This is a genomic window from Methylocystis sp., assembly GCF_051062815.1.
GTDB lineage: Bacteria > Pseudomonadota > Alphaproteobacteria > Rhizobiales > Beijerinckiaceae > Methylocystis.
Map to the genome: position 1 here is coordinate 354,621 of NZ_JBPFDU010000078.1, position 14,358 is coordinate 368,978.

Annotated in this window: 14 protein-coding genes; 7 read left to right on the forward strand and 7 right to left on the reverse strand. The window is 62.4% G+C overall.

From position 1 onward, the window contains the following. Positions 1–148: 148 nt before the first annotated feature. Positions 149–1,318, forward strand: coding sequence for an iron-containing alcohol dehydrogenase (locus tag ACR65W_RS16270; protein WP_434502848.1), 1,170 nt, complete (start codon positions 149–151; stop codon positions 1,316–1,318). A 73-nt stretch (positions 1,319–1,391) separates the two neighbouring features. Here ACR65W_RS16270 and ACR65W_RS16275 read toward each other — a convergent pair whose 3' ends face one another. The 4 genes from ACR65W_RS16275 to ACR65W_RS16290 form a co-directional block, all read right to left on the reverse strand. Then, on the reverse strand, positions 1,392–2,087 hold the full coding sequence (locus tag ACR65W_RS16275) for a hypothetical protein (protein WP_434502850.1): 696 nt from the start codon (positions 2,085–2,087) through the stop codon (positions 1,392–1,394). A gap of 117 nt (positions 2,088–2,204) precedes the next feature. After that, a complete protein-coding gene (locus ACR65W_RS16280) occupies positions 2,205–2,900 on the reverse strand; it encodes a hypothetical protein (protein WP_434502852.1) in 696 nt (231 codons plus the stop codon). A 197-nt stretch (positions 2,901–3,097) separates the two neighbouring features. Continuing rightward, positions 3,098–3,409, reverse strand: coding sequence for a hypothetical protein (locus ACR65W_RS16285; protein ID WP_434502854.1), 312 nt, complete (start codon positions 3,407–3,409; stop codon positions 3,098–3,100). A 24-nt stretch (positions 3,410–3,433) separates the two neighbouring features. Beyond that, positions 3,434–4,075, reverse strand: coding sequence for a hypothetical protein (locus ACR65W_RS16290; RefSeq protein ID WP_434502855.1), 642 nt, complete (start codon positions 4,073–4,075; stop codon positions 3,434–3,436). Between the two features lie 626 nt (positions 4,076–4,701). Here ACR65W_RS16290 and ACR65W_RS16295 point away from each other — a divergent pair. From ACR65W_RS16295 to ACR65W_RS16310, 4 genes are all read left to right on the forward strand, one after another. Continuing rightward, positions 4,702–4,977, forward strand: a complete 276-nt coding sequence (locus ACR65W_RS16295) for a hypothetical protein (protein ID WP_434502857.1) — start codon at positions 4,702–4,704, stop codon at positions 4,975–4,977. Further along, on the forward strand, positions 4,970–5,266 hold the full coding sequence (locus ACR65W_RS16300) for a LasR-specific antiactivator QslA (protein WP_434502859.1): 297 nt from the start codon (positions 4,970–4,972) through the stop codon (positions 5,264–5,266). The genes ACR65W_RS16295 and ACR65W_RS16300 overlap by 8 nt, the downstream gene beginning before the upstream one ends. A gap of 209 nt (positions 5,267–5,475) precedes the next feature. Continuing rightward, complete coding sequence (locus ACR65W_RS16305; protein ID WP_434502861.1) at positions 5,476–7,386, forward strand: phospholipase effector Tle1 domain-containing protein; 1,911 nt, start codon at positions 5,476–5,478, stop codon at positions 7,384–7,386. After that, positions 7,383–8,018 carry a DUF2931 family protein gene (locus ACR65W_RS16310; RefSeq protein ID WP_434502863.1) on the forward strand — a complete coding sequence of 212 codons (636 nt, stop codon included), beginning with the start codon at positions 7,383–7,385 and terminating at the stop codon, positions 8,016–8,018. The genes ACR65W_RS16305 and ACR65W_RS16310 overlap by 4 nt, the downstream gene beginning before the upstream one ends. A gap of 126 nt (positions 8,019–8,144) precedes the next feature. Here ACR65W_RS16310 and ACR65W_RS16315 read toward each other — a convergent pair whose 3' ends face one another. The 3 genes from ACR65W_RS16315 to ACR65W_RS16325 form a co-directional block, all read right to left on the reverse strand. Continuing rightward, a complete protein-coding gene (locus ACR65W_RS16315; protein ID WP_434502865.1) occupies positions 8,145–9,512 on the reverse strand; it encodes a GTPase/DUF3482 domain-containing protein in 1,368 nt (455 codons plus the stop codon). 120 nt (positions 9,513–9,632) lie between these two features. Further along, complete coding sequence (locus ACR65W_RS16320; protein WP_434502867.1) at positions 9,633–11,033, reverse strand: DUF2868 domain-containing protein; 1,401 nt, start codon at positions 11,031–11,033, stop codon at positions 9,633–9,635. Positions 11,034–11,129: 96 nt separating this feature from the next. Then, on the reverse strand, positions 11,130–12,668 hold the full coding sequence (locus ACR65W_RS16325) for a nucleobase:cation symporter-2 family protein (protein ID WP_434502869.1): 1,539 nt from the start codon (positions 12,666–12,668) through the stop codon (positions 11,130–11,132). Positions 12,669–12,986: 318 nt separating this feature from the next. Between ACR65W_RS16325 and ACR65W_RS16330 the strand changes: the two genes are divergently transcribed. Together ACR65W_RS16330 and ACR65W_RS16335 are read left to right on the forward strand one after the other, a co-directional pair. After that, complete coding sequence (locus tag ACR65W_RS16330; RefSeq protein ID WP_434502877.1) at positions 12,987–13,499, forward strand: dihydrofolate reductase; 513 nt, start codon at positions 12,987–12,989, stop codon at positions 13,497–13,499. A gap of 106 nt (positions 13,500–13,605) precedes the next feature. After that, positions 13,606–14,253, forward strand: coding sequence for a YitT family protein (locus tag ACR65W_RS16335; protein WP_434502871.1), 648 nt, complete (start codon positions 13,606–13,608; stop codon positions 14,251–14,253). The last annotated feature ends 105 nt before the right edge of the window (positions 14,254–14,358 follow it).

The following is a 14,358-nucleotide window of genomic DNA, read 5'->3' on the forward strand; positions in this document are numbered from 1 at the left end:
TCGCGGCAAGGCGCGCTAGGCGAAAAATGGGGGAGTTTAGTGAGCTAAATGACCCTGTTTTTTGCGTGGCGCAACGCCGCAGCGGGCGCCTGGAGGCGGTCGCAGTAGGCGGGAGATTTTTCACAACCTCTCAACTGTGAGGCGCGCCATGGACCTGAATCAGTACCGCATGAACTGGAACTACCCGACCTCGATCCGCGTCGGCGCCGGGCGCATCGTCGAACTGCCCGCCGCCTGCCGCGCCCTCGGCATGCAGGCGCCGCTGCTGGTCACCGACCCAGGCCTGGCCGCCTTGCCGCTGATCGACCGGGCGCTGCTGCAGTGCCGCGACGACGGCCTCAAGACCGAACTGTTCGCCGCGATCAAGGGCAACCCCACCGGGCAGAACGTGATGGACGGCATCGCCGCCTTCAAGGCCGGCGGCCACGACGGGGTGATCGCCTTCGGCGGCGGCTCGGCGTTGGACGCCGGCAAGGCCATCGCCCTGATGGCCGGCCAGAGCCGCCCGCTGTGGGACTTCGAGGACGTCGGCGACAACGCGGGCCGGGTCGACGTCGCCGGCATGGCCCCGGTGGTGGCGGTGCCGACCACCGCCGGCACCGGCTCGGAAGTCGGCCGCGCCTCGGTGATCACCGACGAGGCCGAGCACATCAAGCGCATCATCTTCCACCCCAGGATGCTCCCGGCGCTGGTCATCCTCGATCCGCAACTGTGCCTCGGCCTGCCGCCGAAGATCACCGCCGCCACCGGCATGGACGCCCTGTCGCATTGCCTGGAAGCCTACTGCTCGCCGCTGTTCCACCCCATGGCCGAAGGCATCGCCCTGGAAGGCATGCGCCTGGTCCAGCAGTACCTGCCGCGCGCAGTGGCCAAGGGCAGCGACGTCGAGGCGCGCCTGCACATGCTGGTGGCCTCGAGCATGGGCGCCACCGCCTTCCAGCGCGGCCTCGGCGCCATGCATGCCCTGGCCCATCCCCTCGGTGCGCTGTACGACGCCCACCACGGCTTGCTCAACGCGGTGCTGATGCCCTACGTCCTGCAGGCCAACCGCGCCAGCATCGAACCCCAGATGGAACGCCTGGCGCGCTACCTCAACCTGGCCAAACCCGGCTTCGCCGGCGTGCTCGACTGGGTGCTGCAGCTGCGCCACGAAGTCGGCATTCCCCACAGCCTGGCCGAGATCGGCATCGACGACAGCCGCATCGAACAGGTCGGGCAGATGGCCGAGGTCGACCCATCGGCGGGGACCAATCCGATTGGTTTTAGTGCGAGCGAGTACGGCCGGTTGTTCGAGAAGGCATTGCGGGGGGAGTTGTAGGGCATAGGCAGGACAACGCTAAACTCAGTGGGCAAGTTTTGCGCAGTAGAACTTTGTCCACTGTAGTCGACTGTTATGACTGATTTTGCGCAGATTCACCATCGCAGAGTGCTCTCTCTTTACTTGCTTTCACAGCGTTATATAGAGATAGAAATTTCGGAATTAAGTTATCGTGGCAATCTACGATGAATGAATTAACATCCTGATTTTTCAATGTCTTGCGTTGTTTGTTGTGGAAGTATGAGAAATCTTCAAAAACAAGTCGTTGGATTTTGTTTTTTATTCGAATCAAATGTTTGTGCTTTGTTCTGTTTGTGAATCCTTTTATTTTCTGGAAGGTTTCATCGTGATGCAAGTCGCTTAAAGCATAAAAGAAGTCATGTGAGTTATATTTGTTTATGAGGTCGTCTTTCCAGTCTATGTGTATGCTTTCAATGTCATCGACTACCCGAAAAATAATATTTACCGCATAAGGTAGGGAGTCAATTAGTGAGTGTAAGTTTTGTAAAAAAGCGACAATGTTTGCTTCGTATATTGTTCTGATTGAGATAATTTCAGGGTTGGACCGGTGCAGTCTGTCAATTAATAGTGATTTTTTGTCTGAATGAGCAATTAGCTGATCATAGTGATATTTGCAATAATTAAGCCGCTTCGCTATTGATTGAAGGGTGATCTCCAAGCACTGAATTTCAGCATGGTCTGGCTGGCCCAGCTCTTTCTTTTTTAGTTCAACTAGAGCGGCAATGTCTAGGGTGTTTTTTCCTTCCATAAATTATCACCAGTGCTCTTGGGAGCTATTGTGTTTGGGGGTAGGTCAAAGTTTCTTGGCTAAGTATTGTTGCGTAGATCGTGGTCTGTCCCTTAACTACGTGCTTGATTTGTATCTTTAATTTCTGGGTACTTCATAGCTTTCAGCGTTCTCGGTAAGCTCCGCAGACAGTGTGTCCCATGAGGTTGTCTTTGAACGGAGGGTTGCATTCTTGGCATTTAGCGCTGGTTCGAAGTTCGTTAGTGCTTTTTCCAGCGCCTTTTCAAACTCTGGCGAGAGTTTTCTTAGAGCCATGCTGTTTCTTGAAATGACAAAGGTTGGTGCAAATGTAGGCTCACCGGCATCTGCAGATAGGGAACTCAGGGTTTCAAAAGATATGGAGTCCGAATCCAACGAAACGGCAGCGCCACTTGCTAGGTATGCAGCTGTGTTGTCATTGGGCCCCTTTACGGGGACGAAGTATGTTCGACGCTTCTGCTTTGCGGTCTCCAGAAGATGAATAGCAGTGACCCAATTTCCTGCCGATATTTCAGATGGTTCAGTGACTACAATTGCAGCTTGAATGGGCTTTGATATTTCTTCATGCGCGATCTTAATTCGCACATCGGGAAGAACTGCGGCAATTCGGTCGATTCGTAGATTTGTATCATCCACTCTCTGGTTGGTCCCAGCTGTCTTTACATCTACTGCCGTTAAAGTTGCATTCATGGTGTGGACGGCGGAGAGCAGCCATATAAGAGCGATGGAGAACACGCTGATCGCTATAACAACAGCCTCGGGGGTGTGTGCTTTCACGATCTTCATTATTGGCATGGATTGCACTCCTCATGTTTTAGCGTGTCAATCACCTTTTCGGTCTTAGCTTACATTTGCTGTCTATGTGAGTATTTTGTCAAAGTATTTGTTGGGCTAACTAAATGGGGCGGAGTTATTTGTTTTTGATCAGTTAATTTTGGCTAAACGACCCCGGCTAATTTAGTTGGGCACATCCTTGCCTAGGGCGGATTGCTTCATCGCTCGAAACGCTTTCCATCTGTCGAAATTAGATAGAGCCAATCCATGTAGGGAAGCCTGATTAATATTTTGGTTTTCTCCACGACCGCCCCCAAAACCATTCCGCGGCACAACAGGCTGACCCCGCCCTGAATGCGATTACACATCGCGTCAGGGCTGTCTATGAATTGAGTCTTATTGAGGCGGAGTATGACGACAGTTCTCCCCTCCGGCAGCGCGCCGATCGGCGGCACAACAAAAATAGTTAACTGTGTGTAAACAATTGCTACCAGTAGGAGGGTGGCGACTACGATTGAGACTTTCCGCATAGCGGTCTCCTTGCCAGACTGGACTTACCAGTTACATGACTTACGAATTTCGGCAAACGCACCGGCAGCGCTGGAAGTTTCAAAAACTGCAGTAACGGGGCTTTCGTTGTACGGAGTAATGCTGGCAATGAAAGAATTGCTTTTTGCTATGCGTTTCAGAAGGCCGACCGGAGACCCTGGATGGAACGCTGCTGTCTTGTCAGTGGATAGCTGCCAGTTGGACTTTTTTGCCGCATCCTTGTCCACCCTGAAGGTCGTATAGGCATCGCTGCCGAGGAAATCGTTCCAGTTGATGTACATCTCTGTTCGATTAGATTCACACCGCACAGTCAAGGAGACTGGCTTGCCCCAACGATTCTTTGCATCTGTTGCGTCCAGAATTGCGTAATGGATGCTCTGGTCGTCCAAAGGGTTAACTTTCGAGCTGACGTACCATTTGCCTACACCGCTGATCGGCCCTAGTTGCGTATGTGGCGCCAAGTTATGGCGTGCTGATATGGAGTCGAAGCATTCAAGCCTGGAGACATCATTGGAAATTGCCGCACATGCCATTACCTCTTTGTCCTCGATTGCCATGCTGATGGATGGGAGAACTGAGGTCATCAGCATGATCACCTTAAGGTCTATCGAGGCGTGTTTACTTCCCGGGGGGCTGGTGGAAAGCATAGCGACCTCCTTGTCTTGGTGGATGAAAAGTACGGGGATAGACCACGATTTCTCTGCGGAGTACTGTCGCGCAGATCATGGTCTGGTCCTTCATTACAAGGGCTTTTCACCACCGGCTGAAAGCCCACTGACATTCTGTAACTGCCAAGCAGGTAGGTAGATAACCGGCATCCAGCCTGCGCGGGGCGTCATCGCCTCAATTGACGCTAGTCGAGAGTGACTTAGCTCACAAGTATTTCCATGGCGAATCGCCATTCCTGTTTGCGCTTGCCCATCACGCCTCGCCGGGCTAGAGTTCGCCGGTCACGGTCAATCCCGTGATCGGGTGTAGGAACCTGTTGTGTCTGAGGCGCGGAAGCGCCATAGCTGTGTAGCCGGCGCTTTTTTTGTGCCCGGTTGCCGCATTTCTATGGTGGGCCGTGCAAGGCAGGCTTCGGCCTGGCCGGTTCCCTCGGACGCCGGTTTCCTACCCTTGTACGGTCCGCCACCCAAACCCGTAGGAAGGTCGGTCGGCGGCTCCTTAATCAGTTCGAGGAGCATAAGGAAAATGCGCTATCCACCTTTTACCCAAGGGCTCCACCTTGGGCCGTTCGTCTTGTCGTTTCCCTCCGCCCTGGAGGTGCGCCATGACTAGCTCCAACCCCGCTGTAATCCCCTTCCCGAAACGCTGCGAGCCGCTCGATTGCCTCGATGGCCCTGTCTGCCATTTCCAGGCGGCGGCCGAGTTGCGGGTGGCGATGTTGCACAAGCTGTTCTCGATTCTGGCCCGCTCGGAGGCGACTGCTTCCACCGCAAAGGATTTGCACGAGCTCTGCCAGGGTGCCCGCGAAATGCTCAACGATGTGGTGGTGCTGTACCGCAGCTCGCTGGCGCAATCCGCCGGGAGGGCCGCCGATGAATAGGCCCAGCACCAGCTACCTGCCGACCCACGACGGCCATCGCGGCGCGGTGATCAAGTGGCCGGTGAACTGTCACCAGGCCTTCGACAAGGGCGTGGCCAGCGCCCAGACCTGGCTGACGAGCGACGACACCGGCTGGCTGTGGGCCAACCTGATCATCGAGCGCGACACGCTGCCCCCGGGGGCGCAGCGCCGCGCCTTCGAGATCGGTTTTCTCAGCCGGGTGCACCAGCGCCTGTGTTCGCCCTACGGCGGCAATCACCAGGCGCGCAAGACCTGTTTGCAGCTCTGAGCAGAAAAGGCGTCACTCGTCGCAGGCGGTCCGCCGGCATTGGCGGGCTGCCGCTGTACGGCGAGCCGCCCGCCCTAAAGTTGCGCAAGTTCTTGCGCAATCTGGCTTTTGACTGCGAAACAGCGCATGGATCGGACGCTTCCGATTGCGCCAAACCGTCCTATTGCGGCAAGGTCCCGGCTTTGCCGTAACCGATAAGGAGATTGGTCATGTCCGGCAAACCCGCCGCGCGTATCGGCGACACCGTCATCTGCCCCAAATGCGGCCAAAACGCCGTCGTCACCGGGATTTCCAGCGTCATCCTCGAGAACATGCCCGCCGCCACCGCGACCCAAGGCTGTGCCTGCGGCTCGACCATCACTGGCAATGTGATTCCCAACGTGCTTATCGGCGGGTTCCCAGCGGCAACGCAGGGCAGTACCGGCAGCCATGGCAGCGTGGTGACAAGCGGCGCCGGCAGCGTGCTCATCGGCAACAGCTTCACCCCGGCACCCTTTACCCCGCCTGCACCGATGAACCTCGGCGCTGCCGCCCGCGCCATGCCCGCCAGCCCCTCCCTGCCGAGCCTGCCGCAACGCCCCTCGCCGCCCGTAGCCCGCACCTGGCAGGAGACGCCCGACGACCCGGCGCCGCTGGGCCTGGAGGAAGAGGAGGAGGAAGAGGAACTGGAAGAGCAGGTGCAACAGGGCATCACCCTGCGCATTGGCGTCTTCTTCGACGGTACCGGCAACAACTCGAGCAACAGCGAGGTCGGTGCCCAATGCCGCGCCGCCGCCCTGAATATCGGCGAGCAGGAAAGCCTCGCCATCTACCAACGCTGCAAGTCATATCAACTCGACACGGACAGCAGTTATGCCAACGATGTCAGCAATATCTGGCGGCTGTATGAGTTGTATCGAGAGGACGCCAAAGCAACGCATAACGATGGAGAGTCTAGGGCCTACCTACCGGTTTATGTCACAGGTATCGGCACTGTTTCAGGAGAAAAGGATACGTTGATTCCAGGCCAGGCATGGGGCCAAGGCGCTACTGGAGTGCTGGCTAAAGTAGCGGAAGGGGTTCGCTCGCTGGAAAAGGCGTTGATTCGTTTCAAGGATGAAAATACCGGCGTCGGCTTGGCCAAACTGGAACTGGATATCTTCGGCTTCAGCCGAGGCGCCGCCGCCGCCCGACATTTCGCCAATCAGGTTCTCAAACGTGAACAAGGCCCGCTGGGCGACTTGCTGTTGCCGGGGAAGGTCAAGTTGGCCACAGGCTTTGATTGGCAAACAGATGTAACCATCAACTTCATTGGCCTGTTCGATACCGTGGCGGCTATCGGTGGCTGGGACGACTGGGGCAACCCGGGGGATGCGATCAACGGCGGTGTCGAGCTGTATCTGGCACCCAACTGTGCACGCCAGGTGGTGCACTTGGTCGCCCGTGACGAATACCGGCGCAACTTCGCCCTCAACCGGGTGGCGTCGCCCCATAGGGAGATCATCTTGCCCGGCGCACATTCCGACTTGGGCGGCGGCTATCAGCCCGAGGCCACGGAACGGCTGTACCTGATGCGCCCGCGCAGCAACTGGGTAAGCCGGGCCACGCTCCCGGAAAATACCCCGGCTTACCGTGACGCGCTGATCGATACCCGCCACGCCCATGAGCTTGGCTTGCTCGACCCGCAAGACCCTTCAGCCAAGCTGGGCACCGATGTATGGGAGCATTTTCTACCCTTCAGCGGCGGGCGTGCCGACCAGATGAAATACGTGCTGGCCGCACCCTTTATCGAGCGCAAGGTCTACGGCCATCTGTCGCGGGCTTACCTGAGGGTTATGCATGCGCTGGCTTTGGAGGCGGGTGTTCCTTTGAACAGGATTCAAGAGAAAGACCCTTCTTTGACGCTACCTAAAGAGCTGGAATCTGTCAGCAAAAAATTGGTGGCATGGGCGAGAGGCGGCAATGGTGCATTGGATGAGGAAGAAGAACGTCTATTACGCCAACGTTATATCCACCTGTCCGCCAACTGGAACGCCGGTGCCGGCCAAGGTGGCAGCACACTTGACGTGGTCTTTATCAACGCCCCGGCCGAGCACGAGCGGGCACGCCATGCCTCCACTCCTGGAGGAAACACTCGATGAGAGCACTACTGTTCTGCCTGGCCCTATCGATGCTCGGTGGCTGTGCCCATGCCGACAAGGGCCCTGGCAGCCTGCCCTACACGTATTGGCGGCTTGGTTTCCTGGCGCCGGACTATATGGAGGTCTGGGTGGAAACCGCGGATGTCGAAGATATTCGTGGGCAAAGATTCTTCAAGATGGGTGGTGGAACTGTCTCAGTACATCTACCCAATGACGGAAGCGGTAATGCCACGGGCTGGAGAGAAACATGGGGTAAAGGCCGTTACGTCAATGGTGCCGACCTGCCTAAACGCATCTATGTGCGCTGGCAGTCGTTGGCGGAGCCCCAGACCTATCGAGTGATTGTGGATATTCCCGAGCGTGCCCGGCAATTGATGAGCGAGCGGCTCGACCCGCCCTGTCAGGCCAGTGAGTACCGCGAGGCGATGGCGATTGGGTTAGCACCCGGCGGAGTGGTCAAGGGCTGGGTAACAAGCACCTGCGGCAAGCTGATCGAGGTGTTTCAGGCGCAGGCGGAAATTGAGCCCAAGGGACCATACGAAGGGCTGTCCGAGGGCGAGTACTACTTTCTATCGGAACAAGCCAAAACCTATATCGAACAGCACGGCATCCCCTACGGCTCATGGCAGTGAAGAACGCCTCGATGAGAGCACTACTGTTCTGCCTGGCCCTATCGAAGCGCAATCGCGGCTAAAGCCCCTCCCACATAGACGGCTACCTGTCTGTGGGAGGGGCTTTAGCCGCGACGCCTGAAAGGCCTAGCGCAACTCCGCCGCCAACTGCTGCACCTGTTCCTGGCGTTCGCCGTCTTCCAGCCGCGCCCCGGGATTGAGCGACGACCATTCGGGATGGGCGCGGGCCCTGTGCAGGGCCTCGGGCAGCTTTCCCTGGCGCCAGGTGGTGTCCTGCGGCGCTGCCAGTTCGATGGCGTCCACCGCCGCATGTCCGCGCCGTTCCAGGGCCTGCAGCAGCTGTTGCTGGCGCAGCGCGAGCAGGCGCAACACGGCGTCGTCGACGCTCAGCTCGCGCTGGCCCTTGAGCTTGCCCATCAACCGCGCCCCGTAGCTGCGCAGGGTCTGTGCGCCGCCGCCGAGCACGGCGCCGAGGGCTGCGGCGGCGCCGAGGGTGACGCCGCCGACCAGCAGGTCGATGCCGACCCCGGTGGCCGCGCCGGCGGCCATGCCGCCGCCGACCTTGAGGCCGAGCTGTTTGAGGGTCTCGGGGTTGAACAGGTCGTCGCCCCAGCGCCCGTCGAGTAGCGGTAGCTCGCCGGCTCGGGCGTCCTGCGGGCGGAAGGCGTACAGCCGCAGCAGCGCCTCGACGCAGCGTTGCTCGCGCTGGCGAACGGCCTCGCGCAACTCGCGGATCGCCCCCTGCTCCAGGGTCGGCTGGGGCGCCACGCCGCGCCGGCAGGCCGCGCAGTCGAGCAGCAGTTCGGCGATCAGGCGGGCGCCGCTGTGGCGGCGGGCCTGGCGCTGCGCCTCGTGGTCGTCGATCAGCCGCTGCAATGGCGGACGGGCCGTTTCCAGCAGCAGCGCCAGGCTCTCGTAGAGCCGCCGTTCGCCGTCCAGCGGCGGCGCCACCGTGTCGAAGGCGACCCGTGCGTGCAGGCCGAGGCGGGCCAGGGCCTCGCGCCAGTCGTCCTCGCGGTGCTGGCCGGCGGCGACGAAATTCAGCACCGGCAACAGCGGCCGGCCGGCCATGGCCAGCACCGCCAGTTCGTCGCGGTACTTGGCCAGCACCGGCTCGCGGGCGTCGATCACGTAGAGGCCGGCATCCGAGGCGAGCAACTGGCGCAGCACCTTGGCCTCCTGCTCGAAACGCTGGCGCGCCTCGCTGGCGTCGAGGAAGCGCGCCAGCCGCGCCGGGCCGTCCAGCCGTTCGCCGGGGCGGTCGAGGCGCTCCAGGTAGTCGAGCAGGGCGATGGCGTCTTCCAGGCCGGGGGTGTCGTACAGCTCCAGCAGCGCCTGGCCGTCCACCGACAGGCGCGCGCCCTCGACATGCCGGGTGGTGCTGGGACTATGTGAGACCTCGCCGAAGCCGACGTCGCGGGTCAGGGTGCGCAGCAGCGAGGTCTTGCCGACATTGGTGTGGCCGACCACGGCCAGCTTCAGCGGCTGGTTCATCGTAGGCTCCGGGGTGGATCGGGGCGCGTAGCTGACGCTTTACCCATCCACCAACAACGATGGTGGATGAAAAAGGCGTCATCCACCCTACCCAGGTCGCGTAGCCCGGATTGATCGCTGTCAGTCATGGCCGCTCTCCAGCCAGCGCAACGGCGCGCTGTCGCTATGCGCCAGGTGCAGCTGGTCCAGTGCGTCGTGCCAGTCGCCGAGGCGGGCGCCGTCGAGGCTCTCGCCGGGCGGTGCCGGCAACAGCCAGACCCGCGTGCTGCCGGCGCTGCGCGCCAGTTCGCCGAGCAGCGCCAGGCTGCCGCGATCCGGCGAGCGGCGCGGGTCGCAGGCGATCGCCAGGCGCGCCGGCGGGAAGCGGGTCAGTTGTTCGAGCAGGCGCTGGCGCTGTTCGCGGCTGTCGATCACCCCGGCATCGCCGATGCCCTGGGGCAGCGCCGGCGGCCAGGGGCGCTGCGGGTCCAGCTCGACGGCCACCAGCAGCGCGCCCTGGCTGTCGCGCGCATGGCTGCCGGCCGGCGGCTGGTGCAGCCGGGCCGGCGCCGCATCGCAGACGCCCAGGCGTTCGCTGCCCGGCTGCAGCCGTTCGCGCAGCAGGCCGTAGCCGGGCAGCTCGACATCCAGCTGCAGCGCCGCGCAGCCGCGGCGCCAGCGCCACAGGCACAGCAGCAGCAACAACAGGCGCGGCAGCAGGCCGTAGACCAGCACTACGCCGAGCAGCCAGCCGGCCCAGGCGTGGCGCGCCGCCTCGCTGGCCAGGGCGGTGTCGCCGCTGGCGCGGATCAGCTCGGCGTCCGGCAGGTTGAAGCCGAGCAGCGCCGGCAATGCGCCGAGCGCCTGGGTCAGGGCGATGAAGGTCTCGCCGCCGAGCAGGGTGCTTTCCCAGACGAAGCCGTAGCGGCGGGTCACCAGCAGGGCCAGCAGGGTCGCCAGCGCCGCGAGCAGGGCCAGCAGCCACAGGCCGTGCACCAGCAGGCCCAGGCCCCAGCGGCCCAGGCACCGGCGTTGCAGCACCAGCAGCAGCGCCGGGGCCAGTTGCGCGGCGCTGGCGTCGCGGGCGAGTTTCTCGCTCAGCCACAGCCACAATCGGCCCAGTGCTCCGGCCCTGTCGCCACCGAGCAGCAGGCCCAGGGCCCAGCCGAGCAACAGCAGCAGGTCGAGGCCGAGCAGGCTGCCCAGGGCCCAGAACACATTGACCGGGCGCTGGCCGTCGCCCAGGGCCGCCAGTGCCAGGCCGGCGCCGCTGAGCATCGCCAGCAGCAACAGCGCGGCCAGGGCCAGTTGCGCGCCCTGGCGCCAGTGGCGCAGCGCCTGCAACTGGCCGTCGCGTTCGGCCAGCAGCAGGGCACGCCGCTCGATACGCACCGCCAGGCTGCCGCCGGCGGCCCGGGCGCGGCGGTTGGCCTCGCCGTCCTCCAGCGGGCCGGCGTGTTCCTCGCGCAGGCGAATGGCTTCGGTCAGCCACAGCCGGTCGAGTGGGGAGAGGGGCATGGGGACGGGGTCGGGCTCGCTCACGAAGGGCCTCAAGGCCAAGGGTGAACCCAGAGGATAACCGCTGATGCGCAACCCATCACCATGAGAAGGCCGGCGCAGGACGCCGGCCTTGCCGAATCAGCCTTCCGTGGTGCTGGCCGCAGCGATCTTGAGGCGCGGTACTGGCGGCGCGCCGTGGTGGTCGTCGGCGCCGGTGACCCGTACTTCGTTACCGTCGGCGTCGTAGAGCTTGCCGTCGCGGAAGTAGTCGCCCTCGTTCAGCGCGGCGATGTCCTGGTAGTGCAGGGTGCGCTCGCTGGCGGCGACGAACACCGACTGCTGGTCGGAGTTGCCGGCTTGCAGGTGGTTGAAGATCAGGTTCAGCGCGATCGCCATGATCGCTGCCGAGCTGATGCCCGAGTGGAAGATGGTTTCGAACCAGGCGGGGAAGTGCTGGTAGAAGGTCGGCGCGGCGATGGGGATCATGCCGAAGCCGATCGAGGTGGCGACGATGATCAGGTTCATGTTGTTGCGGTAATCGACCTGCGCCAGGGTGCGGATGCCGGAAGCCGCCACGGTGCCGAACAGGACCACGCCGGCGCCGCCGAGGACCGAGGTGGGGACTGCGGCGATCAGTCGGCCCATCACCGGCAGCAGCCCGAGTGTGACCAGGATCAGACCGGCGCTCGCCACCACGTAGCGGCTCTTCACGCCGGTCACGGCCACCAGGCCGACGTTCTGGGCGAAGGCGCTCTGGGTGAAGGAGCCGAACAGCGGTGCCAGGCTGCTGGAGATCATGTCTGCACGCAGGCCGTTGCCCAGGCGCTTGGAGTCGACCTTGGTGCCGATGATCTCGCCGACCGCGAGGATATCCGCCGAGGTTTCCACCAGGGTGACGATGATCACGATCAGCATCGACAGGATCGCCGCGACGTGGAACTCCGGCATGCCGAAGTGCAGCGGCGTCGGCAGCGCCATCAACGGGCCGTCGAGCACCTTGGAGAAGTCGGCCATGCCGAAGAACACCGCGACGATGGTGCCGATCACCATCGCCAGGAGGATCGACAGTCGCGAGATGCCGGAGCTGCCCAGCTTGCTCAGCAGCAGTACGGTCGCGAGGGTGAACGCGGCCAGGCCGATATTGGCCGTGCTGCCGAAGTCGGGTGACCGGCTGTTGCCGCCCATCGCCCAGCGCGCCGCGACTGGCATCAGGGTGAGGCCGATGGTGGTGATGACGATGCCGGTCACCAGCGGCGGGAAGAAGCGGGTGATCCGCGAGAACACCGGGGTGATCAACAGGCCGATCAGCGAGGCGGCGATCACCGCGCCGAGCACGGCGGGAATGCCGCCGGCACCGTTGCTGCCGATGATCGCGATCATGGTCGCCACGCCGGCAAACGAGACGCCCTGGACCAGCGGCAGCTGACAGCCGAAGAAGGGCAGGCCGATGGTCTGCAGCAGGGTCGCCAGGCCGCCGGCGAACAGCGAGGCGGCGATCAGCAGGCCGATGTCTGCCGGCGACAGCCCGGCGGCCTGGCCAATGATCAGGGGGACCGCGACGATGCCGCCGTACATGGTCAGGACATGCTGCAAACCGTAGGCGAGGTTTGCACCGATGCCGAGGTTTTCGTCTTCCGGGCGTTGGGTGGAAGACGGCCGTGCGGATGGAGCTGTCATGATGGGCTCTCGCGGTTGTATTTGTTCGGCGACTGTAGACAACTACATGGTGTATTGGCTAGTTGTTTGTATACATTTTATTGGCGCGTTAATTCGGCGAATTTCCTGAACTTGTCGCAAAATTCGTGGAAATGCATGGAGTAGGTATCTGACCCATTGATCAGCAATTGCAAGATCGACGAATGGCAGCGGCAAAGGCCGCCGGACCTTCCCTGGGGGGAGCCGGCAGGTTACCGACCGACTGATCGGGTGCCCAATGGGGTGCACCGATCCGCCGTTGGCTTTCTCTCCTTCGCGGCAGTCGGTATCCTCGCCGCCATGAACAAGACCCTCCCCCTCTGCCTGATCGCCGCCCTCGCGCAGAACCGCGTGATCGGCCGCGACAACCAACTGCCCTGGCACCTGCCGGCGGACCTCAAGCACTTCAAGGCGCTGACCCTGGGCAAGCCGATCATCATGGGCCGCAAGACCTGGGACTCGCTCGGCCGGCCGCTGCCGGGCCGGCTCAACCTGGTGGTCAGCCGCCAGCCCGGCTTGCAGCTCGAAGGCGCGGAGGTCTTCGCCACGCTGGATGCGGCCGTCGAGCGTGCCGAGCAATGGGCCCGCGAGCGGGGCGCCGGCGAGCTGATGCTGATCGGCGGCGCACAGCTCTACGGCCAGGCCCTGGCCCGGGCCGAGCGGCTGTACCTGACCCGGGTGGCGCTGAGCCCCGAGGGCGACGCCTGGTTCCCCGCGTTCAGCGAGGCCGACTGGCGGCGTGACTCCCTGGAAGAGTACCCCGCCACGGCGGATACGCCGGCCCATGCCTTCGAGACCTGGGTACGCCGCTGAGCAGGGCGATTGGCCTGCCGGCGGTTTTCTTGACCCTGGCCAATTCGCCCGGGCGCCCGGTGGTCTAGCCTTTACGGCTCGTCCATTGCACCTACAGGCTTGCATCATGGCTGCAGTCAAATCCGAAAGTCCGCAGGCGGATACCCTGGCCGCGATCATCATCCGTCATCCGCTGTGGGAGGATGCCCTGGCGTTGCTGATGGGCACCGCCATGGTCGCCCTGGGCATCGCCTTCTACGCCCATGCGGGGCTGCTGACCGGCGGCACCGTGGGCCTGGCCTTCCTGCTCAAGTACCTGCTGGGCTGGTCGTTCGGCTGGTCGTTCTTCCTGATCAACCTGCCGTTCTACGGCCTGGCCATCTGGCGCATGGGCTGGAAGTTCACCCTGCGCACGGTCTGCGCGGTCGGCCTGGTGTCGCTGCTGGCCGAGCTGACCCCGCAGTGGGTCGCCTTCGCCCAGCTGAACGTCCTCTATGCCGCGCTGTTCGGTGGCTTCGCCATGGGCCTCGGCCTGCTGATGCTGTTCCGCCACCGCGCCAGCCTCGGTGGGGTGAACATCCTCGCGCTGTACCTGCAGGAGCGCTATGGCCTGCGCGCCGGCAAGGTGCAGATGGGCATAGACGCGGCCATCGTGCTGGCGGCGGTGTTCAGCGTGCCGCTGGACAAGGTCGCGCTGTCGGTGCTCGGCGCGCTGGCGTTGAACATGGTGCTGGCGATCAATCACCGTGCCGGGCGCTATATGGGGGTGAGCTGAGCGGCATTAGCGGGCGGTAGCGCTTTCCCCGGACAACTGCGGTCCGGCGTTCTAAGAGGCGCGTCCCCGCTCCGAACAAAAACCAGCACCCCACAAAACCCGAGC

Coding starts and splice junctions, on each gene's coding strand:
- ACR65W_RS16305 (WP_434502861.1), top strand. CDS start 5,476: ATGTCCGGCAAACCCGCCGCGCGTATCGGCGACACCGTCATCTGCCCC.
- ACR65W_RS16300 (WP_434502859.1), top strand. CDS start 4,970: ATGAATAGGCCCAGCACCAGCTACCTGCCGACCCACGACGGCCATCGC.
- ACR65W_RS16270 (WP_434502848.1), top strand. CDS start 149: ATGGACCTGAATCAGTACCGCATGAACTGGAACTACCCGACCTCGATC.
- ACR65W_RS16280 (WP_434502852.1), bottom strand. CDS start 2,900: ATGCCAATAATGAAGATCGTGAAAGCACACACCCCCGAGGCTGTTGTT.
- ACR65W_RS16315 (WP_434502865.1), bottom strand. CDS start 9,512: ATGAACCAGCCGCTGAAGCTGGCCGTGGTCGGCCACACCAATGTCGGC.
- ACR65W_RS16310 (WP_434502863.1), top strand. CDS start 7,383: ATGAGAGCACTACTGTTCTGCCTGGCCCTATCGATGCTCGGTGGCTGT.
- ACR65W_RS16330 (WP_434502877.1), top strand. CDS start 12,987: ATGAACAAGACCCTCCCCCTCTGCCTGATCGCCGCCCTCGCGCAGAAC.
- ACR65W_RS16290 (WP_434502855.1), bottom strand. CDS start 4,075: ATGCTTTCCACCAGCCCCCCGGGAAGTAAACACGCCTCGATAGACCTT.
- ACR65W_RS16295 (WP_434502857.1), top strand. CDS start 4,702: ATGACTAGCTCCAACCCCGCTGTAATCCCCTTCCCGAAACGCTGCGAG.
- ACR65W_RS16285 (WP_434502854.1), bottom strand. CDS start 3,409: ATGCGGAAAGTCTCAATCGTAGTCGCCACCCTCCTACTGGTAGCAATT.
- ACR65W_RS16325 (WP_434502869.1), bottom strand. CDS start 12,668: ATGACAGCTCCATCCGCACGGCCGTCTTCCACCCAACGCCCGGAAGAC.
- ACR65W_RS16335 (WP_434502871.1), top strand. CDS start 13,606: ATGGCTGCAGTCAAATCCGAAAGTCCGCAGGCGGATACCCTGGCCGCG.
- ACR65W_RS16275 (WP_434502850.1), bottom strand. CDS start 2,087: ATGGAAGGAAAAAACACCCTAGACATTGCCGCTCTAGTTGAACTAAAA.